This window comes from Kitasatospora sp. NPDC048540 (assembly GCF_040651175.1).
Taxonomy (GTDB): Bacteria; Actinomycetota; Actinomycetes; order Streptomycetales; family Streptomycetaceae; genus Kitasatospora.
This window is the reverse complement of sequence record NZ_JBEZIR010000143.1, coordinates 1-21,467: the sequence shown is the minus strand read 5'-3', so window position 1 is coordinate 21,467 and position 21,467 is coordinate 1. Positions and strand designations below refer to the sequence as shown.

General features: G+C 74.8%; 16 protein-coding genes and 1 riboswitch. Of the genes, 7 read left to right on the top strand and 9 right to left on the bottom strand.

The window, feature by feature from the left end; all coding sequences use genetic code 11:
- The first annotated feature begins 72 nt into the window (after positions 1 to 72).
- The 3 genes from AB0D08_RS35075 to AB0D08_RS35065 all read left to right on the top strand — a co-directional run bounded on the left by AB0D08_RS35075 (position 73) and on the right by AB0D08_RS35065 (position 2,923).
- Positions 73 to 1,407, top strand: coding sequence for an MFS transporter (locus AB0D08_RS35075; protein ID WP_359894333.1), 1,335 nt, complete (start codon positions 73 to 75; stop codon positions 1,405 to 1,407).
- Complete coding sequence (locus tag AB0D08_RS35070; protein ID WP_359894331.1) at positions 1,404 to 2,429, top strand: TolB-like translocation protein; 1,026 nt, start codon at positions 1,404 to 1,406, stop codon at positions 2,427 to 2,429. Before AB0D08_RS35075 ends, AB0D08_RS35070 begins: the two co-directional genes overlap by 4 nt.
- 236 nt (positions 2,430 to 2,665) lie before the next feature.
- Positions 2,666 to 2,923 (top strand): hypothetical protein, encoded by a 258-nt coding sequence (locus AB0D08_RS35065; RefSeq protein WP_033819716.1) that lies wholly within the window; start codon positions 2,666 to 2,668, stop codon positions 2,921 to 2,923.
- 16 nt (positions 2,924 to 2,939) lie between these two features.
- Here AB0D08_RS35065 and AB0D08_RS35060 read toward each other — a convergent pair whose 3' ends face one another.
- Positions 2,940 to 3,407: an OsmC family protein gene (locus AB0D08_RS35060; RefSeq protein ID WP_359894336.1), complete on the bottom strand. Its 468-nt coding sequence runs from the start codon at positions 3,405 to 3,407 to the stop codon at positions 2,940 to 2,942.
- Between the two features lie 160 nt (positions 3,408 to 3,567).
- On the opposite strand from AB0D08_RS35060, the gene AB0D08_RS35055 reads away from it, so the two are divergent.
- On the top strand, positions 3,568 to 4,848 hold the full coding sequence (locus AB0D08_RS35055; protein ID WP_359894329.1) for a DUF4190 domain-containing protein: 1,281 nt from the start codon (positions 3,568 to 3,570) through the stop codon (positions 4,846 to 4,848).
- A gap of 76 nt (positions 4,849 to 4,924) precedes the next feature.
- Here the strand turns inward: AB0D08_RS35055 and AB0D08_RS35050 are convergent, their stop codons facing one another.
- The 6 genes from AB0D08_RS35050 to AB0D08_RS35025 form a co-directional block, all read right to left on the bottom strand.
- A complete protein-coding gene (locus tag AB0D08_RS35050) occupies positions 4,925 to 8,155 on the bottom strand; it encodes a discoidin domain-containing protein (protein ID WP_359894328.1) in 3,231 nt (1,076 codons plus the stop codon).
- A gap of 114 nt (positions 8,156 to 8,269) precedes the next feature.
- Positions 8,270 to 9,625 (bottom strand): cobyrinate a,c-diamide synthase, encoded by a 1,356-nt coding sequence (locus AB0D08_RS35045; RefSeq protein ID WP_033819712.1) that lies wholly within the window; start codon positions 9,623 to 9,625, stop codon positions 8,270 to 8,272.
- Between the two features lie 4 nt (positions 9,626 to 9,629).
- Complete coding sequence (gene cobO, locus AB0D08_RS35040) at positions 9,630 to 10,235, bottom strand: cob(I)yrinic acid a,c-diamide adenosyltransferase (RefSeq protein ID WP_033819711.1); 606 nt, start codon at positions 10,233 to 10,235, stop codon at positions 9,630 to 9,632.
- Positions 10,236 to 10,239: 4 nt separating this feature from the next.
- Positions 10,240 to 12,333 (bottom strand): putative cobaltochelatase, encoded by a 2,094-nt coding sequence (locus AB0D08_RS35035; RefSeq protein ID WP_359894325.1) that lies wholly within the window; start codon positions 12,331 to 12,333, stop codon positions 10,240 to 10,242.
- Between the two features lie 69 nt (positions 12,334 to 12,402).
- Complete coding sequence (locus AB0D08_RS35030; protein ID WP_359894323.1) at positions 12,403 to 13,929, bottom strand: cobyric acid synthase; 1,527 nt, start codon at positions 13,927 to 13,929, stop codon at positions 12,403 to 12,405.
- A 315-nt stretch (positions 13,930 to 14,244) separates the two neighbouring features.
- On the bottom strand, positions 14,245 to 15,192 hold the full coding sequence (locus AB0D08_RS35025; protein ID WP_233288877.1) for a cobalamin biosynthesis protein: 948 nt from the start codon (positions 15,190 to 15,192) through the stop codon (positions 14,245 to 14,247).
- Between the two features lie 91 nt (positions 15,193 to 15,283).
- Positions 15,284 to 15,446, bottom strand: a riboswitch (cobalamin riboswitch).
- 298 nt (positions 15,447 to 15,744) lie between these two features.
- Here AB0D08_RS35025 and AB0D08_RS35020 point away from each other — a divergent pair.
- From AB0D08_RS35020 to AB0D08_RS35010, 3 genes are all read left to right on the top strand, one after another.
- Positions 15,745 to 16,434 (top strand): helix-turn-helix transcriptional regulator, encoded by a 690-nt coding sequence (locus AB0D08_RS35020; RefSeq protein ID WP_359894322.1) that lies wholly within the window; start codon positions 15,745 to 15,747, stop codon positions 16,432 to 16,434.
- Between the two features lie 127 nt (positions 16,435 to 16,561).
- Positions 16,562 to 17,671 (top strand): alpha/beta hydrolase, encoded by a 1,110-nt coding sequence (locus AB0D08_RS35015; RefSeq protein ID WP_359894320.1) that lies wholly within the window; start codon positions 16,562 to 16,564, stop codon positions 17,669 to 17,671.
- A gap of 248 nt (positions 17,672 to 17,919) precedes the next feature.
- Positions 17,920 to 19,359, top strand: coding sequence for a hypothetical protein (locus AB0D08_RS35010; protein WP_359894318.1), 1,440 nt, complete (start codon positions 17,920 to 17,922; stop codon positions 19,357 to 19,359).
- 79 nt (positions 19,360 to 19,438) lie between these two features.
- Here AB0D08_RS35010 and AB0D08_RS35005 read toward each other — a convergent pair whose 3' ends face one another.
- Both AB0D08_RS35005 and AB0D08_RS35000 read right to left on the bottom strand, forming a co-directional pair.
- Positions 19,439 to 20,263: a CDP-alcohol phosphatidyltransferase family protein gene (locus AB0D08_RS35005; protein WP_233288876.1), complete on the bottom strand. Its 825-nt coding sequence runs from the start codon at positions 20,261 to 20,263 to the stop codon at positions 19,439 to 19,441.
- Between the two features lie 43 nt (positions 20,264 to 20,306).
- Positions 20,307 to 20,999, bottom strand: coding sequence for a phosphatidylserine decarboxylase (locus tag AB0D08_RS35000; protein ID WP_033817845.1), 693 nt, complete (start codon positions 20,997 to 20,999; stop codon positions 20,307 to 20,309).
- Positions 21,000 to 21,467 lie beyond the last annotated feature (468 nt).

Genomic DNA, 21,467 nt, shown 5'->3' with positions numbered 1-21,467 from the left:
TGGTAGTGGCCCTCGGTCAGCACATCGCCGTGGCGGGGGCCTGCGGGGTGGGCGGTCCGGCGGCCCGGCACGGTGGTCGCCCTCGGCGCGGTCAGCCTCATCACCGACATCTCCTCCGAGATGGTCACCGCCGTGCTGCCGCTGTACGTGGTGGCGACGCTCGGCCTGTCCCCGCTCGGCTTCGGCCTGCTGGACGGCATCAACAACGGTGTCGGCGCGATCGTCCGCCTCGCCGGCGGGCACCTCGCCGACCGCGGCGGACGCCGCCACAAGATGGTGGCCGCCGCCGGCTACGGGCTGTCCGCGCTCTGCAAACCGCTGCTGCTGCTCGCCCACAGCCTGCCCCTGATCGGCGCGGTGCTGGCCGTCGACCGCACCGGCAAGGGCCTGCGGACCTCCCCCAGGGACGCGATGATCTCGCTGGCCACCCGGCCCGAGCACCGCGGCCGCGCCTTCGGCGTGCACCGCGCCATGGACACCACCGGCGCCCTGATCGGCCCGCTCGCCGCCTTCGCGGTGCTGCGGTTCGCGGGCGGCCCGGTGTCCGCCGAGAGCGGTGAACGCAGCGGCTACGGCGCGGTGTTCGCGGTCAGCGGCTGCGTCGCGGCGCTCGGCGTGCTGGTCCTGGTGCTCTTCGTCCCGCCGCGGATCGCCCGTCCGGCCGACGACGGCGCCGAGGACGTGGCACAGCGCTCCGACCGGGGCGCGCAGCCGCCCCCCGGCCTGCGCGACTCGCTCGCCCTGCTGCGCCGCCCGCAGCTGCGCCGGCTCACCGTGTGCGCGGTCCTGCTGGGCCTGACCACCGTCAGCGACTCCTTCCTGTACCTGCTGCTCCAGCGCGAACTGCACCTGTCCACCGCGCTGTTCCCGCTGCTGCCGCTCGGGACCGCCGCGACCTTCCTGCTGCTGGCGGTGCCGCTGGGGGCGCTGGCCGACCGGATCGGCCGCCGCCGGCTGTTCCTGGCCGGGCACGGCGTCCTGCTGCTCGGCTACGTGCTGATCCTCTCGCCCGTGCGCGGGGCGCCGCTGCTGCCCGTGGTCCTGCTGCTGCACGGCACCTTCTATGCGGCCACCGACGGGGTGCTCGCCGCCGCCACCGCCAATGCGGTGCCCGACGGCCGGCAGGGCGCCGGGCAGGCCCTGGTGGGCACCGGGCAGGCGCTCGCCCGGTTCGCCTGCTCGCTGGCGTTCGGGGCCGCCTGGAGCCTGTGGGGCGGGCGGACCGCGCTGGCGGTCACCGCCGCCGCGCTGGCGGTCGCCGCGGTCGCCGCGACGGCCGTCCTGCGCACCACCGACGACCTGCCGGGCGAGGACCGCACCGCCCACGGCCGCCCGACCGACGAGCGGCCGACCGACGACCGCCCGACCGACGAGCGGCCGACCGACGACCTGGAGCAGCCCGCATGACCCGTACCACCCGTCTGGTGATCCTGCTGGTCGCCGTCCTGCTGCTGGGCGCGACCGGGACCGGGGCCGTGCTGTACGCCGCCGACCGCGCCGACCGGCGCGGCCAGGAGCAGGCGGGTGGCCCGCCGGTGCACACCGGCACCGTCGCGCTGCGGCCCGCGGCGGGCGGCCGGCAGCTGCTGGTCCGCAACCTCGCCTGGGGTCCGCACCGGGACGAGCTCGCCACGGTGCCGGCGGACCGGCCGGACGGGCCGCGCACCGTCTCCGGCGTGAAGTGCCTGCGCTTCCACGCCTCCGCCGGCACCGGGATCTGCCTGCAGGCCGAGCACGGCGCGCTGGAGGACACCTACCGGGCCGTGGTCCTCGACGCCGACCTGCACGAGCTGCGGCACTTCCCGGCGTCCGGCATCCCCACCCGGGCCCGGGTCTCGCCCTCCGGCCACCTGGCCGCCTGGACGGTCTTCGTCAGCGGCGACTCCTACGCGGGCACCGACTTCTCCACCCGCACCGCGATCGTGGACACCCGCAGCTGGGCGCTGGAGGACAACCTGGAGAGCTTCGCCGTCGTCAAGGACGGCAAGCCCTACCAGGCCGGCGACGTCAACATCTGGGGCGTCACCTTCGCCGACGACGAACGCTTCTACGCCACCCTGGCCACCGGCGGCCGGACCTACCTGGTCCAGGGCGACCTCGCCGCCCGTACCCTCACCACCCTGCACCAGAACGTCGAGTGCCCCTCACTGTCGCCCGACGGCACCCGCATCGCCTACAAGAAGCGGGTCGCGGGCGCCTCGCCGGACGCCCCCTGGCGGCTGTACGTGCTCGACCTCGCGACCATGACCGAGACCGCCACCGCCGAGCAGCGCAACATCGACGACCAGGCGCTCTGGTCCGACGCCTCGACGCTGCTCTACGCCCTCCCCGGCGACTACGGTTCCGACCTGTGGACGGTGCCCGCCGACGGCACCGGCGCGGCCGTCCGGCTGATGACCTCGGCCGTCGCCCCGGCGTACCTCGGCTGAGCCGGCCGGGCCGCGGCGGGGCCGTCCCGGCCCGGGATGCCGCGGCCCGGGGCCGGTGCAAGGCTGGAACCGTGCACGTGCGGGGAGCCGTGCCGACGCTCCCGGCGCCGTGCGCCGAACCATCCTCGGGGAACGGCCGTCACCGGGCCGCGGGCTGCGGCTCCCGTGCCATGCCGGGGTGCGGGGTGGGCGCCGGAACGGCCGCCACCATCCGGCGTGCAGTGGAGGCGGACACCATGACCGGGACCAAGGTGCTGAGCGCCTGCGACACCCTGAAACGGCTGGCCGAGGAGGGCAGGCGGGAGATCGCCGCCGAGGAGCGGCAGTTGGACGGACTGCGGGACGAACTCGTCGTCCTGGAGGGTTCACCGGGGACCACCCCGGCCCAGCTCGCCCTGCTCCGGCAGCGGATCGCCGAGCTGGATTCCCGGCTGGAGACCGACCGGATCCAGCAGAGCGCCCTGGAGGAGGAGATCCAGGCCTCCTGCGGGTGACCCCCGACCGTCCCGGTCAGGCCCGGACCGTGACCACCGGCTCGTGCCGGACCGGGAAGTTGACCGAGTTGGCGATGAAGCAGGCCCGGTGGGCGTCCTCGTGCAGGGCGAGCGCACGTTCCGTCATCCCCGCCTCGGCCACCTCGATCCGGGGCCGCAGCACCGCGCCGGTGTAGTGCCCGCCGTCGGCGGTCTCGGCCATCGTGCCCTCGGCCCGGTCCAGGTAGGAGGTGACCACCACGCCGTCGGCCGAGCACAGGTGCAGGTACCAGAGCATGTGGCACTGCGAGAGCGAGGCGAGCAGCAGCTGTTCGGGGTTCCAGCGGGCCGGGTCGCCGCGGAACGCCGGGTCCGAGCTCCCGGGGATGGGCGGCGGGCCGTCCGCGGAGATCTCGTGTGACCGCTGGTAGGCGCGGTAGCCGCTGGTCCCGGTACCGAGGTCGCCGGTCCAGGTCACCGTGGTGGTGTAGGTGTGCACTCCGATCACCGGAGCCCCCGTCCGATCGGGCGGGCGCACGACGGGTGCCCCGCGGTGCGGCCATTGAAGCACCCGCCCGCACCGCCGCCCCAATGCGGTGGTTCTGTGGACGACCCGTCCGCTATATTCGCGCAGCCGTCGAACACGCCTGTTCGGCGGCCGTCCTGTGCCTGAAGGGGAATGCGCCATTCCGTCCGACCAGAACCAGCCGAGTGGGGCCGACACCACCGAGGCGCCCGGCGACCCGCTCCTCAAGGCGTTCGCGCCGCCGACGGACGCCCCGGCCGAACCCCAGCCGCCGGACCCGTACGGGCCGCACCCGTACGGACCGTACCCGCAGGGACCGCACCCGCAGGGGCCGTACGCCCAGCAGTACCCCGGCTACCCCGGGTGGGGCGGCTGGACCGGGCCGCCGCCGCTCACCGGGTGGAACGGTTTCGCCGTCACCTCGCTGGTGCTCGGCATCGTCGGCTTCGGCTGTCTGCTGTGGGTGGGGGCGATCGCGTTCGGCATCGCCGCGCTGAAGGCGCCGCGCCGTCAGCAGCGCGGCCGGGGCATGGCCGTGGCGGGCATCGTGCTGGGCGGCCTCTGGGGCGTGGTGGTCGCGCTGCTGGTGGTCGTCGGGGTGCTCTACGGGAACGACGGCGCCGACCGCGACGCGGACGGCCGGATCAACGGCTCCGGCACGGTGCAGGTGGTCGACCTGCGGCCGGGCGACTGCTACCTGCGGCCGGACCGCCTCGACCAGGCCACCGGGGTGACCGCGGTGCCGTGCTCGACCGCCCACTACGGTGAGGTGTTCGGCGTCGTGGAACTGCCCGACGGCAGCTACCCGGGCGAGACCGAGGTCGAGGACCGGGCGGAGAAGCTCTGCGACGAGCAGCGCGGCCGGTACACGATGGACACCCTGGCCGTGCCGTCCTCCGCCGACGTGTACTACTACTACCCGCGCAAGGCGTCCTGGGACTGGGCCGACGACCACGCGGTGACCTGCGTCTACACCTTCCCGAAGGGGAACCGCACCGGTTCGCTGCGCCGCGACGCGACCAACCTGAACGCGGATCAGATCGCCTACCTGAAGGCCGTGGCCCCGTTCAACGCCGCCACCGACGGCGGCCCGGACGAGGAGGAGGTGGCCGACGATCCGGCCGGCTACCGGGCCTGGGCCGGCCGGCTGGCCGACGCCGCCGACGCCGAGGCGGCGGCGCTGGAGGCGGGCCACTGGGGTCCTGCCGCCAAGCAGCCGGTGGCCGACCTGGTCGCCGGGATCCGGCAGGAGAGCACCCACCTGCGGGCCGCGGCGAACTCCACCGACCCGGACGTCATCGAACGCGAGCTGGACGCCGCCGACGTGTCCGGCGTCTCGCGCCGGGCGATGGCGGTCCGCACCGCACTCGACCTGGCCACCACCGCCCTCGGCGGCGGCGCGGACACCCGCACGGTCTGACCACGCACGACGGCGCCCGGCCGCTCCGCTCCCCGAGGGGGCGGGCGGCCGGGCGCCGTCGTGCGGTCCCGGGTGGTCAGCCGACGCCGATCTCGCCGAGCTGCAGGTGGTACGCGCCGAACTGATCGGCGCTCAGCCGCGTCCCGTCGACCTTCACGTACCGGGCCGTCACGGGGGCGAAGGTGAAGACCTGTGCGGCGGTGCCCGGCCGTGGGAAGCCGGTCCTGGCGGCCACCGTGGTCCAGTGCGCGTTGTCGTCGGAGACCTGGACGGTGAAGTCCACCGGGAAGCCGAGGCCCGTGTTGGAGCCGTCGGTCCGGCCGGTGAGCCGGACCTGCGAGAGCAGGGTGGCGCCCTGGAGGTCGACGGTGGCCCACTCGTGGCCGGTGGCGGTGGTCTCGGCGCTGCTCCAGCCCATCGAGTAGCCGAGGGCGGAGTTCTGCACGCCGTCGGTGGCGGCGGCGCGGACCCAGCCGGCGGCCGTGTTCTCCACCGAGCTGGAGACGGTCACCGGCCGCCCGGCGGCCACCGCGTCCCCGTAGCCTTCGAGCTCGGCCAGCTGGAGGTGGTAGTTCCCGTGCGGGTCGGTGGCCAGCTTGGTGCCGGACACCTTGATGTACCGGACGTCGGTGGCGGCGAACGGGAAGGACTGCACCGAGCCGTCCGGCTTCGGGTAGCCCTTGCGGTCCGCGACCGTGGTCCAGTGCACGTTGTCCGCGGAGACCTGGACGGTGAAGTCGATCGGGAAGCCCATGCCCGCGTTGGCGCCGTCGGACCGCGGGTACAGGTCGACCCGGGACAGCCGGCTGGTGGCGCCGAGGTCCACGGAGACCCACTCGGGGTGGTCGACGGTGTAGTTGTCGATGCTGCTCCAGCCGGCCGAGCCGTCCGGCAGGCCGCGCCGGCCGTCGGTGAGCGCCTGCGCGCCCCAGCCGTCCGACTCGTACGAGCTGGAGGCGGTGACCTTGGCGCCCTCGACCGGGTCGGTGAGCGGGTTGATGCGCACGTTGTCGAAGCGGGCGCTGGCACCGCCGGTGGCCAGGCCGATGGCGCCCACCGGGTAGCTCGGGTCGTCCAGGGTGATCACCGGTACCGGACCGGCGAACACCTGGAGGCGGCTGCCCTTGGTGGCCACCCGCAGGGTGACCGTCCGGCCCGCCGTGTAGCCCGGTACCCGCCCGGTGGCCAGGGTGGAACCGCTGCGGTTGACGAACACCTCGCCGTTGTTGCGCAGGGCGACCAGGTAACCGGTCTGGGTGTCGGTCGGGTTGAGGCTGTGCACGGTGAGGCCGGCCCAGTCGGTGTCGCCGCCGTCGGCCGCGTTCACCCCGGTGATCCTGACGTCCACGTCGGCCGTCACGTCGCCGTAGGCGCGCCCGGCGAGCCCGGAGACCACCTCCCAGTCCTGCCAGCTGTCGGTCGCGGTGCTGCTCTGCACGTACGCCTGGTCACCGGTGACCGACCAGGAGCCCCGGGTGTGGCGCCAGTTGGCGTCGTTCCCGGCGGAGAAGTCGTCGCTGTAGGGGTACGCCGCGTCGCCCGCCGGCGAGGCGAGTGCGTCCAGCAGCTGCCGGTGCCGCTGGTCCAGCTCGGCCCCCGAGGTGGTGAACGTGGTGGTGTTGGTGATCAGCGTGCCGGTCAGCGCGCGCGCCAGCACCGGCTTGGTGGCGGCCAGCTGGTGCAGCAGCTCGTAGTCCTGGAGGCCGAACAGCAGCGCCTCGCTGCGCGTGCTGTCGTAGATGCCGTAGTCGGCCTTGTCGGGCCGGACCAGGTAGGGGTCGCCGGAGGTCCAGCCGTCGAAGGTGTCGGCGGGCGTCCAGTTGCCGGGGCCGCCCGCGGCCCAGATGTTCCAGCCCCAGTGCAGGAAGCCGTCCCCGCCGACGCTGGACACCATCCACGGGGTGAGCCGCGAGTCCGCGAGCGGGTAGCTGATGAAGCGGTTGACGTGCCCGTCCACCGGGCCGTTGCAGTAGTAGAGCCAGAGGTCCTTGCCCGCCAGCCGCTGCGCCTGGTAGTGGCCCGCGTTGGCGTCGTAGTCCGCGTCGCCCTTCGGGGTCAGGGTGCCGAGGGCCTGGTCGGTGGCGTCGAACCGGACGTCGTGCGCCTCGTTGGTCAGACCCTGCGGGAAGTAGGCGTGGTAGCGCCCGTACAGCCAGTTCGAGGCGGTGGCCTGGTCGTTCCAGCGGGGTTCGTCGGACGCGCTCATGTAGAACACGTCGCTCCAGCGCCGGCCGGGGGCGCAGCTCGGCCCCGGGTCGAGGCACTTGCTGTCGAGGTGCGCCTTCAGCGCGGGGAGGACCTTGTCCAGGTAGGCGGTGGCCTCCGGGCTGCCGGGGGTGAGGAACCCCCGGGTGACCCCGCCGTTGCCGTCGCTGACCAGCGCCTCCAGCAGCGGGCCGCCCTCGAGCAGGTGCGGGGTGTAGATGTACTGCAGCGCGCCGGCGTCCACGAAGGTCTGGACGAACCGGTCGAAGGTGCCCCAGCGGAAGGTGTACCGGCCGTCGGCCAGCGTGGTGTCGGGTATCGCGAGCGCCTGGAAGTCCGCGTGGATGACGTTGTTGCGGTGCTTGGCGTGGTCGGCGGCGATGCTGGCGATGACCTTCCACCAGTTGGGGCTGTACATCGCCGCGTCCTGGTACTGGGTCGGGATGGCGGCCTCGGTCCAGCCGTAGTCCCAGCCCGCGGAGGTGAACCAGTTGTCCATCCGGAAGGTGGACCGGTCGGTGGGCGGCAGGGTCGCCTGGTAGACCGTCAGGGAGACCGGGACGGCCACCGGGCCGGCCGAACTCTGCACCGTCGCCGTGCCGGTGTAGGTGCCGGGGGTCTGGCCGGTCGGTACCGCGACGCTGTAGTAGTACGGCTGGGTGGTGGCGGCGGCCACCGGGTGGGGGGTGTTCTCCACCAGGGCGTCGTAGTAGCTGGTTCCGCCGTCCGGCGGGTCCTGGTAGCTGCCCTGGGTCTGCTTCTCGATCCTCGGGTGGTTGTACTCCCGGTTCACGGTGATCCGGGAGGCCGGGATGACCGCGCCGCCGGGACCGGTGAGGTCGCCGGCGGCGACGTGCACGTCGCTCAGGGCGTCGTCCGAGCGGACCGAGATCTGGGCCGCCTGGACCTCGTTGCGGGCGGCGAACAGGCTGATGTTCCCGACGGCGCGGTCCGGCCGGACGGTCGAGGAGAACACGTGGTCGGAGGCGCTCTGCACCCAGACCGACGGGCCGGTGGCCGCCTGCGCGGCGGCCGGTACCAGGGACGCCAGGATGCTCCCCAGGAACAGCGGAACTGACGATCTGATGAGCGCTCTGTCCACGGTCTCTCTTTCACGATCTGCCGGATTTCTCCGCACGGTGAAGCCCGTGCGCCGACAATTCATATCTTATGAAGAGTCAGCTCGGCGGATCGATTCGTCTGCGGACCGGCGGCCTCAGCCGCCCGCGGCCACCCGCACCAGCCGCTCCGCCAGCTCCGGTGCGCCCGCCCAGTGCAGATGCAGGTAGGAGGCGTGCACCGAGCCGTGTACGAAACCCTCGGTGCGCGGTCCGGCCGGGGTGCGCCAGCCCCAGGCGGGCTGCTCGCCGGCGCCCGGTTCGCAGACCGTACGGTGGAACTCGTGGCCCCGCACCCGGGTGCCGGCGACGGCGAGCGGGCTGTCGCCGAGGGCGACGGCCTCCCGGTAGCCGAGGGTCAGCCGCTCGGTCATCCGGGCGCCGGTCGGCAGCAGGCCGCACATCGGCCTGCCGTCCAACTCCTGTCCCAGGTAAAGGAGTCCGGCGCACTCGGCGGCCACCGGCGCGTCCGTGGCGGCGAACGCGGCGATGGCCGCGCGCAGCGGCCCGTTCTCGCTCAGCTCGCCGACGTACAGCTCGGGGAACCCGCCGCCGATCACCAACCCGGCCGTCCCCGAAGGCAGTTCGCCGTCGTGCAGCGGGTCGAAGGCGACCACCTCGGCGCCGGCCGCGGTCAGCAGCTCGGAGTTCTCCGCGTACGAGAACGAGAACGCGGCGCCGCCCGCGACCGCGATCCGCGGCCGGCCGGGGACGACCGCGACCTCCTGCGCCGGGTCCCAGGGCTCGGCGGACAGCGGCGGCGCGGTCCTCGCCAGCGCCAGCACGGCGTCCAGGTCGACCGAGCGGCCGATCAGCTCACCCATGTCGGCCACCGCCCGCAGGGCCTCGGCCGAGCGTTCCACCGCCGGGACCAGACCCAGGTGCCGGGACGGGGTGGCGACCGACGCCGCCCGCCGCACCGAGCCGAGCACCGGGACGCCCGACCCCTCCTCCAGCGCCTCGCGCAGCAGCTGCTCGTGCCGGTCGGAGGCGACCCGGTTGAGGATCACCCCCGCCAGCCGCACCTCGGGGTCCCAGGAGGCGAAGCCGTGCACCAGCGCCGCCACCGAGCGGGACTGCGAGGAGGCGTCCACCACCAGCACCACCGGCGCCCGCAGCAGCTTGGCGACGTGCGCGGTGGAGGCCAGTTCGCCCTGCCCGGCGGCGCCGTCGAACAGTCCCATCACGCCCTCGACCACCGCGACGTCCGCCCCGGCCGCACCGTGCAGGAACAGCGGGGCGATCCGCTGCGGCCCGCACATGTACGCGTCCAGGTTGCGCCCCGGGCGCCCGGCGGCCAGCGCGTGGTAGCCCGGGTCGATGTAGTCCGGGCCGACCTTGTGCGGGGAGACGGCCAGGCCCCGGGCGCGCAGCGCGGCCATCAGCCCGGTGGCGACGGTGGTCTTGCCCGCGCCCGAGGAGGGCGCGGCGACGACGAGACGGGGGATGTTCAACGGCCTACCACTCGATCCCGCGCTGGCCCTTGCGGCCGGCGTCCATGGGGTGCTTGACCTTGGTCATCTCGGTGACCAGGTCGGCGAGGTCGGTCAGCGGCTGCTTGGCGTACCGGCCGGTGATCACCACGTGCTGGCTGCCCGGACGGTCCTTCAGCACGGCCACCACCTCCTCCACGTCGACCCAGCCCCAGTGCATCGGGTAGGTGAACTCGTCCAGCACGTAGAAGCGGTAGGTCTCGGCGGCGAGGTCGCGCTTGACCTGCTCCCAGCCCTCCTTGGCGGCCTCCTCGCTGGACTGCTCCATCTCGGCCGACCGCTGGACCCAGGACCAGCCCTCGCCCATCTTGTGCCAGTCCACCGTGCCGCCCTGGCCGGAGGCGCCGAGCACGCGCAGCGCGTTCTCCTCACCGACCTTCCACTTGGCGGACTTCACGAACTGGAACACCCCGATCGGCCAGCCCTGGTTCCAGGCCCGCAGGGCCATGCCGAAGGCTGCGGTGGACTTGCCCTTGCCGGGACCGGTGTGCACGGCGGTGATCGGCAGGGTGCGGCGCTGGCGGGTGGTCAGGCCGTCGTCGGGGACGGTCTCGGGCTTTCCCTGGGGCATGGGGTCACGCGGCCTTTCGGTGGTGGTGGTCGGCGGAGCGGTGGGCCTGGACCAGGGCGGCGACACCCTCGGCCCGCAGTTCGTCCAAGGTGACGGCGGAGCCGCCCAGCTGGGCGGCGAGGGTGCGCGCCAGGCCGAGCCGGACCGGGCCCGACTCGCAGTCCAGCACCACCGCGGCCGCGCCCTGGGCGGCCAGCAGACCGGCGGCCCGGCCGGCCAGCGCGAGCGCGTCCCGGCCGCCGGTGGCCCGGCCGTCGGTGACCACCACCAGCAGCGGGCGGCGCTGCGGGTCGCGCATCCGCTCCACCCGCAGCACCTCGTGGGCGCGCAGCAGCCCGGCGGCGAGCGGGGTACGGCCGCCGGTCGGCAGCTGCTCCAGCCGGGCCGCGCCGACCTCCACCGAGGAGGTGGGCGGCAGCACCAGGTCGGCGGCCGCACCACGGAAGGTGATCATGCCGATCTTGTCCCGCCGCTGGTAGGCGTCCATCAGCAGGGAGAGCACGGCACCCTTGACGGCGGTCATCCGCTGCCGGGCCGCCATCGACCCGGAGGCGTCCACCACGAACAGCACCAGGTTCGACTCCCGGCCGCGGCGCACCTGCTCCCGGAAGTCGTCCTTGTGCAGCACCAGCGCCCGGGCCGCCCGCCCGCGCGCGGCCTGGTACGGCGCCGCGGCCTGCAAGGTCGCGGCCAGGTGCAGCCGGCTGAGCCGGCCCTGCGGGCGGCGGGCCCGGATGGTGTGCCCGCTGTCGGTCTCGGCGGGGGAGCGGCGCCCCTGGGCGCCGCGGCCGGTCCCCGGCACCTTGAACAGGCGGGTCCGGTACGGCTCGCCGGCGGCCACCGGGGTGGACTCCCGGCCGCCGCCCGCGGGCGCCTGCCGGGGCGGCACCGGGCCGGCCGGCTCCTCCGCGGGCCCGGCGGCGCTGCCGTCCTGCGGCGGGCCCGCGGGCTCGGGCGCCCCGCCGCCGTCCGGACCGCCGCCGTCGGGGCCGTCACCATCGCCGTCACCGCCACCGTCACCGTCCGGGCCGCCGTCCGGCGCCGGGCCCTGCGGGTCCTCGGGCTGTTCGGGCTCCTCGGGCTGTTCGGCGTGGTCCGCCAGGGTGCGGTCCAGCTGCTCCTCGTCCAGTCCGGGCGCGTCGAACGGGTTGCGCCGGCGCCGGTGCGGCAGGGCCAGCTGCGCGGCCTTGCGGACGTCCTCCTCCCGCACCTCGGTCCGCCCGTCCCAGGCGGCCAGCGCGACGGCGGTGCGCGCCATCACGATGTCCGCCCGCAGGCCGTCCACCTCGAAGGCGGCGCAGACCGCGGTGATCTGACGCAGCGCCGCGTCGCCCAGCTCCACCCCGGGCAGCAGTGCGCGGGCGGCGGAGATCCGTCCGGCCAGCTCCCGCTCCTCGTCCGCGAACCGGCCGGCGAAGGCCGCCGGATCGGCGTCGTACGCGAGCCGCCGGCGCACCACCTCGGCCCGCTCGGCCGCGTCCCGGGTGGCGGCGATCTCCACCGTCAGCCCGAACCGGTCCAGCAGCTGCGGACGCAGCTCGCCCTCCTCCGGGTTCATCGTCCCGACCAGCAGGAACCGCGCGGCGTGCCGGACCGACACCCCCTCCCGCTCGACGTACGAGCGGCCCATCGCCGCGGCGTCCAGCAGCAGGTCCACCAGGTGGTCCTGGAGCAGGTTCACCTCGTCGATGTACAGCACCCCGCGGTGCGCCTTGGCCAGCAGCCCGGGCTCGTACGCCTTGACACCTTCGGCCAGTGCCCGCTCCAGGTCCAGCGAACCGACGATCCGGTCCTCCGAGACGCCGACCGGCAGCTCCACCAGGTGCGCCGGGCGCAGCGCGGTGCCCGGCAGGCCGTGCGGAGCGTCCGGGCACTGCGGGTCCACGGCCGCCGGGTCGCAGGCGAACCGGCAGCCGTCCACGGTCGCGATCGACGGCAGCAGCCCGGCCAGGGCCCGCACCATCGTCGACTTGGCGGTGCCCTTCTCGCCGCGCACCAGCACCCCGCCGACCGCCGGGGAGACGGCGTTGAGCAGCAGCCCGAGCCGCAGGTCGGCCATGCCGACGATCGCGGTGAACGGGTATCGGACGTCACTCATCTCTCGTGCCACTCTCCAGACTTGTCACGGTGCCGTGGTTCACGGTGTCGCGGTTCACGGTGTCGCGGTTCACGGCGCACCGGGCGGTACGAAGGGCAGTGCGCCCTCGGCGGGTACCCCGTTCTCGATCAGCTTCCACAGCGCGTCGGTGTCGGCATGCTCCTCGATCAGATCCCCCAGCCGGTCCAGCCGTTCCTCGCGGGCGGCGGCGAACGACGTGTCCGGCGCGGGAACGAACGCCCGCCCCGCCAGCGCCGCCACCTCGCGCAGCAGCGCCCGCCGGAACCCGTCGTTCTCCAGCACCCCGTGCCAGGTGGTGCCCCAGACCGGGCCCACCCGGCAGCCGTCCAGCGCCCGTTCGTGCCCGTCGGTGACGAACGCCTCGCCGCCCTCCACCTCGGCCACCCCGTGGTGGATCTCGTACCCCTCGACCGGCTCCCCGAACGCCACGCCGACCGGCCGGGCCAGCACCTTCTCCGCGCCGAACACCACCCGGGCGGGCAGCAGCCCGAGCGCGGCGACCGTACCGGCCCCGGACTCCACCTCGTCGGTGATCTCCCGGGTCAGCATCTGGAACCCGCCGCACACCCCGAGCACCGGCAGCCCGGCCGCGACCCGGGCCCGGACCGGGGCCTCCAGCCCGCGCTCGCGCAGCCACGCCAGGTCGGCGACGGTCGACCGGGTACCGGGCAGCACCACCAGATCGGCGTCGGCCAGCTCCTCCGGGCGGGTCGCCCAGCGCACCAGCACCCCCGGTTCCTGGGCCAGCGCGTCGAGGTCGGTGAAGTTCGACAGCCGCGGGAAACGCAGCACGGCGACCCGCAGCACGTCCGCCCCGACCGGCCCGACCGCCGCGCCCTGCGCCACCACGGTGGTCAGGTCCAGCGAGTCCTCGGCGTCCAGCCACAGCCCGGACAGCATCGGCAGCGTGCCCAGCACCGGACGGCCGGTCAGCTCGCGCAGCATCGCCAGCCCGGGCTCCAGCAGCCGCGCGTCACCGCGGAACTTGTTGACGAACCAGCCCGCCACGTGCCGCTGGTCCTCGGCCGACAGCAGCGCCAGCGTCCCGTACATCGCGGCGAACACCCCGCCGCGGTCGATGTCCCCGACCACCACGGTCGGCAGGCCGGCGGCGGTGGCCAGCCCCATGTTGGCGATGTCCCGGTCGCGCAGATTGATCTCGGCGGGCGACCCGGCGCCCTCGCACACCACCACCTCGTACCGGCTGCGCAGATCCGCCAGGCACGCCAGTGCCCGTTCCAGCAGGACGGGCTTGCGGTCGCGGTAGTCCAGGGCGCCGACCTCGGCGACGGCCCGGCCGAGCAGGACGACCTGGCTGCGGCCGTTGGCCCCGGGCTTGAGCAGCACCGGGTTCATCGCCGCCTCCGGGTCCACCCGGGCGGCGGCCGCCTGCATCGCCTGTGCCCGGCCGATCTCGGCGCCGTCGGCGGTCACGAACGAGTTCAGCGACATGTTCTGCGCCTTGAACGGAGCCACCCGCACCCCCTGCCGGGCCAGCCACCGGCAGATCCCCGCCGTCACCACACTCTTCCCGGCATCCGACGTCGTACCGGCCACCAGCAGCGCCTTAGCCACGCCCACACCATTCCTCAGTCGTCATCGGGCCCCCGGCCGGCCCTCCGGGCGTGTCTCGGGGGTGCGTCTTTTCAGGGGCGCGGGGAACTGCGCGCTGCGGGAGGTGCGGCGCGGTCACGTCGGTCTTCGTGCCTCGGGGGTGCGTCCTTTCAGGGGCGCGGGGAACTGCGCGCTGCGGGAGGTGCGGCGCGGCGCCTTCCGACTTCGCGCAGTTCCCCGCGCCCCTGGGGGGTGCCCAGCTCTGTGGGGTAGCGCCCCTGGGGGGTGCCCAGCTCTGTGGGGTAGAGCCCCTGGGGGGTGCCCAGCGTGATCGGTTCATCGGGTGCCCCGGGGGTGGCGGCGGGTCAGGGTCCAGGCGGTGCGGGCGAGGACGGTGGTGGCCAGGGCCAGGGTGCCGACGCGGCGGGAGAGGAGGCAGGCCCGTTCGATGTCGTCGGCCGCCACCGGGCGGAGCTCCGCGCCGAGCACCGGCCGGTGCTCGACCCGCGTCCCGTAATGCAGCGTGCCCCCGAGCCGTACGCCGAGGGCGCCCGCGAACGCCGACTCGGCCTGGCCCGCGTTGGGGCTGGGGTGGGCGGAGCCGTCCCGTCGCCAGACCTGCCAGGCGGTCCGCGGGTGCGGCGCCGCGGCGACGGTCAGCAGCGCGGTCAGCCGGGCGCCGGGCCAGCCGGCCACGTCGTCCAGCCGGGCGGAGGCCCAGCCGAAGCGCCGGTGGCGGGCCGAGCGGTGCCCGACCATGGCGTCGAGGGTGTTGACGGCCCGGAAGGCGAGCAGTCCGGGCGTCCCGGCGAGGGCGCCCCAGGTGAGTGCGTTGACCACCGCGTCGGCGGTGTTCTCGGCCACCGACTCGACGACCGCGCGGGCGAGTTGCTGCTCGTCCAGGGCGCTCGGGTCGCGGCCGCACAGGTGCGGCAGCCGTTCCCGGGCCGCCGTCAGGTCGCCTGCCCGGAGGGAGGCGGCGATGGTGCGGGCCTCGCGGGTGAGGGAGGTGCCGCCGAGGACGGTCCAGGTGGCGGCGGCGGCCAGCGCGGTGCGGCCGGCGGCCGAACGCCCCAGCGTGCGTTCGGTGAGGACCGCGCCGGCTGCGACGGTGCCCACGCAGGTGGCGGTGTAGGCGGCGCCGACGGCCCGGTGGTCGCGCCAGACGGCCCGTTCCAGCCGGCCGGCGGCCGAGCCGAACAGGGCGACCGGGTGCCCGCGCCGGGGGTCGCCGTACCGGGCGTCGGCCAGGTAGCCGGCGACGGCGCCCAGCAGCCAGGGCAGGGCGGGGGTCAGTCGGCGCACGGCGTGGCGGGCGTGGCTCGGTCCTGGGCAGCCTGCATGGCTAGGTGTCCTCACTCAGGGTCCGCGCCCTGGATCGACGAACGGTGGTGAGAGTCTCCTGGCTCCCGGCCTGGCGACCGCCCGCCGCTGCGGGGGCGCCGACCGGTGACAGTGGCGGGACCGCGCCGGACTCGCACCGGCTTCCTCTGCTTGCCTCCGTATGGCGCAAGGATCCCATCACGCGCTTCGTCCGGGAGTCAACAAGACCGCCGGAGGGCTTGATCACACGTCATCACCCCAGCTCACCGGGCCCGCGGCCCGGGCTGTGACCCTGGCCCCGGCCGCGACCGGAGGCGGCCGCCGGCCCGCGCTCCCGCGCACCTCTCCTACGGAGCGGGCACCCGCGGCGTCAGCCGTCTCTACCTCCGAGTAGCCGGGCGCCTGCGGGGCGGACGGTTGTCGGTTCGACCAGTCCACTGTGGATCTGTCCAACGGGGGTTCGTGCGTTCAGCGGCTACAGGGGGCGGCGGCCCCGGCCCTAGCTTCGGTCCCATGCGACGAAGACAGCCCGCCCCCACCCCGGTGCCGTTCTCCCCGGCGGCCGCCCGGGCCCACCGCGCCGGTCTCGGTCTGACGCCGGACCAGGTGGCCGAGGGCATGGCCGCCCACGGGGTACGGCTGCTGCCGGCCCATGTGATCGGGTGGGAGAGCGGTGCCGTCCGGCCCTCCGAGGAGGAGTTCATCGCGTTGGCGCGTGCCCTGTGGTGTCCGCCGGCGCAGCTGATGGGCGCCCGCCCGGCGAGCCTGCGGGACTTCCGGGTGGCCCGCGAGCTCGGCCAGGAGCAGGCGGCCCGGCAGATCGGGGTCACCCCGCAGAGCTATGCGAAGGCGGAGCTGACCGGCCGCTGGGCAGGTGACGCGGAGCAGACCAGGGCGCTGGCCCGGGTGCTCGGACTCGGGCTGCGCACCCTGGTGTGGATCACCGGTCACCAGGACGACCTCGACCAGCGGCTGCGGCAGGTGGTGCAGGGCCGGTGGCAGGGCCAGCTGAAGCCGGTGGCCCGCCTGGTGCCGGTGGACCAGGAGGTGCTGGCGCTGGTACTGGCCGAGCTGCAGGGCGAGTACCAGGTGCCGATGCACTGGGGTGCGGCCGCCCCGGCCGCCGAGGAGCAGCCGCGGCAGCTGCCGACGCCGCGGTTCTGGGAACTGCTGTCCCGGCACCGCACCGAACTCCCGATCTGACGGGCGCCGCCCCGGCGGCCCGGCCCGCAGCCCCTCGAACGGCCCCGCCCGGTGGCCCGGGCCGGGGCCGGACGGTGGACTGGGAGCGCATCGATTTCGGTCCGCGATCAGCACACCGGGGAGCACAATGCGCTGGCAAACCGCCGCCGTCGTGGCAGCCGCCGTCGTCGGGACCGGGACCGCGGTCCTGCTGCTCGGCCGCAAGGTCTCCGACCGGGTGCTGAAGCCCGCCGACGGCGGCGGGGGCACCTCGCTGCGGGTGCACGCGCTCGGCCCCGGCCAGGTCACGCTGACCCGCACCACCGCCTCGGTCCGGCCCGGCCGGTACGCCCTGGAGTGGGGGGACGGCGGTCACGCCGTGGTCGGCGACGTGCTGCGCACCGATGTGCAGACCGTCACCCGGCGCCTGGAGCGGGCCGACGGCGGCACCCTCACCGCCGGCACCGAGGTGCGGCTGACGCCCCGGGTCTACGTCGGTGACCCGCTCACCGCGCTGGGCATCGAGTACGTCGACTCCTCCGTGAACGCCGAGATCGGCGAGCTGCCCGCCTGGTACGTCCCCGCGGTCCGCGGGACCTGGGTGGTCCTGGTGCACGGCCCGGGAGCCGACCGCACCCAGGTGCTGCCGGTGCTGCCGCTGCTGCGCTCGCTGCGGGTGCCGACGCTGACCGTCACGTACCGCGGTGACGAGGGCGCGCCGCCCTCGCCGGACGGGCTCGGGCACTTCGGCGAGACGGAGTGGCGCGACGTGGACGCGGCGGTCCACACGGCGCTGGCCTCCGGTGCGGGCCGGGTGGTGCTGTACGGCTGGTCGCTCGGGGCGACGATCGCGATGCAGACGGCGGTCCGCTCGGACTGGCGCGGGTCGGTGGCCGGGCTGGTGCTGGACTCCCCGGTGCTGGACTGGCCGGCCACCGCGCGGCGGGGTGCGGCGCGCTCCGGGGCACCGGCCGCGGTGGCCGAACTGGGCGCCCTGGCGGCCCAGGGGCGCTCCGGCGTCGACCTGGCCGATTTCGCACGCCTCGCGGACGGCCGGGACCTCCAGGTGCCGGTCCTGCTGATGCACAGCCGCTCCGACGAGATCGCCCCGTGGGCGGCTGCCGAACGGCTCGCCGGCCGCCGGGAACAGCTGGTCAGCCTGTACGGGGTGCCGGGTGCCGAGCACGCCGCGCTGTGGAACGCCGACCCGGACCGCTATCTGGAGCACCTGCGGCGCTGGCTCACCCCGCTGATCTGAAACCGGCCACTCCCGGCCGGTCGGACCTCGGCTTGTTGTCGTGTACGGGGCGCTTACGGCGGTCACCTCGGCCCGGTTTGCGGGCCCTTGCCCGCATCCGGGGCCGCCGAGGGGCCGCCCCCCGCAAAGACGCGCCGCAGCCGATGTGACAGAACGCCCGTACAAGGGGAAGACTGCACGGCGTGACGTCTCGGAACCCGCGCGACCGTGATGCCCCGCTCCCGCCGACGATCCGTACCGGTGCGACGGTGACCCGTCTGCCAGGCACGGCCCGCCGAGCCGACAGCGCAATCCAGGGCAGCCCCGCCGCAGCCCGCCGCCGTACCCCCCAGCCCAAGCCCGGGCGGGGCCGGGTACCCGTACCCGACGGCTTCCCCGCGCCCGCGGAGCTGGCCCCGCTCGCCCGGCGGATGCTCGCCGACGCGGTCCGGGTCGCCCGCTGGGCCGGAGAGCTCGGCGAGGTCGACAAGCGCGGCGAGCTGCTGCCCGACGACGCCAGGGCGGCCGGGCTGGCCCTCGCCATGACCGTCGGCGCCGCCGCCAAGGCCTGGGGGCAGGCGCTGCAGATCGGCCTGGTCGAGCTCCGCGACAGCGGCGCCGGACCCGGCTGGCGGCTGCACGCCTGGGAGCACGACGACGAGGCGGTGGTCCGCGGCTGGTCCGCGCTGTTCGACGCCTGGACGCTGCTCGCCCCCGTGCCGCCCGCCGCCATGCGCGGCGTGTTCGCGGTGCTGGCGGGCCAGGCCGTCGACCAGGCCCCGCAGCTGCTCTCGTTCCTGCACCTGGTGGACGGCCCGGTTCCCGACAGCGAGCTGCTCGAGCTGCTCAAGCGCGGCCTCGACGAGCGCCGGGTCGGGGTCGCCGTCGGCGCCGGTCCGCTGTCGCCGGTCCCGCACGCGGCCTCCGCCGTCTCGGCCGTGCGCGGCACCTGCCGCGAACCGCAGATCGACACCCTGCCCTCGGCCGGCGACGTGGCCGCGGTGCTCGACTGGATGCTGGACGGCCTCGCCGCAGTCGGCGCGCTGACCCGCCAGGACGAGGCGGCCGAGCTGTCCCCGCTCGGGCACTGGGCGGTGCGCGCCAAGCTGGAGGAGATCTGCACGGTCGCGCAGACCGCCGCCGGGCACATCGAGCAGAGCGCCCCCGAGCTGCTCAGCGCCTGCGCCGACTACTCGCCGGGCCCGGCCCGCGCCGAGTACCGCGCCTGGGTGGCGGCCCGGCCCGCCGACCGCGCCGTCGCCGAGCTGCTGGACGCCGCCCGCGGCGAGGACGCGCTGGTGCGCGGCCTGGCCTTCGAGGCGCTCCGGGTGGCCGGCCGGACGGCCGAGGCGGCCGTCCGCGGGGCGGTCGAGGAGGCCGTGCTGCGCCCGTACGCGCTGCTGTGGCTGGCCGAGCAGCTGGACGAGGACGGTGTCTCGCCGGCCGACGTGCTGGGCGCGGAGGACGCCGCCTGGCTCTGGGTGGACACCGCGGCCGCGGTGCTCGACCACGGCGAGACCGGGCTGCTGGTCGGTCACGTCGAGGGCGCCTCGGCGGGCGAGCCGGTCCGGCTGTTCAACCGCGCCCGGCAGTCCGGGCACCCGCGCGCGGCCTCGGTGCTCACGGCGGTCGCCGGCGTGCACCCGGACCCGGCGGTGGCCCGCGCGGCCCGCAGGTCGGCCTTCAGCGTCCACCGCGGCGGCGCGTAGCCGGCGACGGCACCCCGTGCACGGCGAAGGGGCCCGGATCCTGGTGGATCCGGGCCCCTTCGGTGCTTCTACGGGATGATCAGCAGCCCCGCGACTCGGCGCGGCGGGCGCGCACGTCGCCGACCTTCTGGCCCACCTTGCGGCGGATGACCAGCAGCGGCGCCATCGCGGCCAGCGTGATCTGGGCGATCGCACCGATGTGCATCAGCGGGTCACCGCCGGGCAGACCGGCCGCCCAGGCCGCCAGGCAGCCGATGCTGACCACGATCCAGGCCAGCGTGGCGGTGGCCAGCAGGCCCTGCGGCTTCGGGTACTCGATCCGGCTCACCATCAGGTAGGCCACACCGAAGATCATCAGCAGACCCGGCACGAACGGCGGGTCCAGCAGGACGATCGCGATCACCGTCATCGCGCCCATCGGGCAGGGCATGCCCTGGAAGATCCCCGGCCGCATCTTCACGGCCGAGAACCGGGCCAGCCGCAGCACCACCGAGAGCAGCACGGTGAGCGCGATGAAGGCCGAGAGCTGCTGGTTGCTGTCGGGCGAGACGATGCCCCAGACCGCGACGAAGTAGGCCGGCGCGATACCGAAGCTGATCAGGTCGGCCAGGTTGTCCAGCTCCGCGCCCAGTGCCGAGGAGCGGAGCTTGCGGGCCACCAGGCCGTCGAACAGGTCGCACATCGCACCGATCAGCAGCAGCGTCACGGCCGTGGCCGCGCTGTGCTTGTCCGGCGTGTTGGACTCGCCGGTCAGGTGCGGCATCAGGACCCCGGTGGTGATCGAGTAGATCGCCAGGAAGCCGCAGACGGCGTTCCCCAGGGTCAGGAAGTCGGCCGTGGACAGGTGCTGCGGCGAACGGGGGGCCCGCAGCTCGCGGTCGCGCGCCCAGCGGCGGCGACGCAGGTCGGTCTCCTCGTCCTCGTTCAGGCCGACGAGAGTCTCAGGATCAGTCACGGTCAAGGCGTGTCACCCCGGCGGTGGTCTTCTGGCCGACCTCGACACCGGCCTCGATGCCGGCCGGCAGGTAGGTGTCGACCCGGGAACCGAAGCGGATCAGACCGATCCGGTCGCCCTGCTCGACCTTGGTGCCGGCGTCGACGTACGGCACGATGCGGCGGGCCACGGCCCCCGCGATCTGCACCATCTCAATGTCGCCGAGCTCGGTGTCGAAGTGCCACACGACGCGCTCGTTGCGGTCGCTGTCCTTGTTGAACGCCGGGACGAAGCCACCGGCGACGTGCTCCACGGACGTCACGGTGCCGGGCAGCGGCGCCCGGTTGACGTGCACGTTGAGCGGGCTCATGAAGATCGCGACGCGGGTGCGGCCGTCCGGCCACGCGTCGATGGACTGCACGACGCCGTCGGCCGGCGAGATCACTCTGCCGGTGCCGATCTCACGCTCGGGGTCGCGGAAGAACCACAGCATGCCCGCGCCGAGCGCACAGGCGGGAACGGCCGCCAAGGCCCACTTGCCGTTGCGCTTGGTGAGAGCGCTGGTGACGGCGGCGGTGGCCAGGGTGGGGACGAACCAGGGGGTGGCTCCGCGCGCGATGGTCACGCGGGGTCGCCGGCCGGCCGTCGGGGCGGCGAGGGCATCGCGGTCCTGGACGGAGGTGTGAGGGGACGGGCTGATGGGCATCGAAGACCTTTGTCGCGGGCCCCGAGGGACAGAGCATGGCCGCTGGACGGGGGCCACCGCGGGGATCGGGTGATATGGGGACGGCTGCTGTCCCGGTGGATGCTATCGGGACCAGACGGTAGGTGGGCAAGCCGCCTGCTCGTGGAACTCTCCAGTGCGGTACCCAGGTGCACGTGCTATGTGTACGACCGTAGCTCGGGGTGGACCGGTTCCCCAAGGGTCGGGGCGAATCGCGTGACCCATGTCTCACGGTGGGGTTCCGCAGGGCTGTCGCCGGATCGCGGCTGGAGCGGGGCTGGAGCGGCTTCGGGGGTCGCGGTGGACCGGGGGCCCGTCGGCGGGCCCGACGCGGCTGCAAGGGCGTGCAGAAGCGGCCGTAGGGCGTGTACTGAGAGCGACGCGCCCTACGGCCGCGTGCGGCGGCGCGGCCGGCCCGGGGGGGGAGCGGGCCCCCCCCCGGGGCGGGCG

What these genes read in the sequence shown, in the direction of transcription:
- AB0D08_RS35070 (WP_359894331.1), top strand. Translation starts at nt 1,404, where the DNA reads ATGACCCGTACCACCCGTCTGGTGATCCTGCTGGTCGCCGTCCTGCTG.
- AB0D08_RS35065 (WP_033819716.1), top strand. Translation starts at nt 2,666, where the DNA reads ATGACCGGGACCAAGGTGCTGAGCGCCTGCGACACCCTGAAACGGCTG.
- cobO (WP_033819711.1), bottom strand. Translation starts at nt 10,235, where the DNA reads ATGCCCCAGGGAAAGCCCGAGACCGTCCCCGACGACGGCCTGACCACC.
- AB0D08_RS35035 (WP_359894325.1), bottom strand. Translation starts at nt 12,333, where the DNA reads ATGAGTGACGTCCGATACCCGTTCACCGCGATCGTCGGCATGGCCGAC.
- AB0D08_RS35020 (WP_359894322.1), top strand. Translation starts at nt 15,745, where the DNA reads ATGCGACGAAGACAGCCCGCCCCCACCCCGGTGCCGTTCTCCCCGGCG.
- AB0D08_RS35015 (WP_359894320.1), top strand. Translation starts at nt 16,562, where the DNA reads ATGCGCTGGCAAACCGCCGCCGTCGTGGCAGCCGCCGTCGTCGGGACC.
- AB0D08_RS35000 (WP_033817845.1), bottom strand. Translation starts at nt 20,999, where the DNA reads ATGCCCATCAGCCCGTCCCCTCACACCTCCGTCCAGGACCGCGATGCC.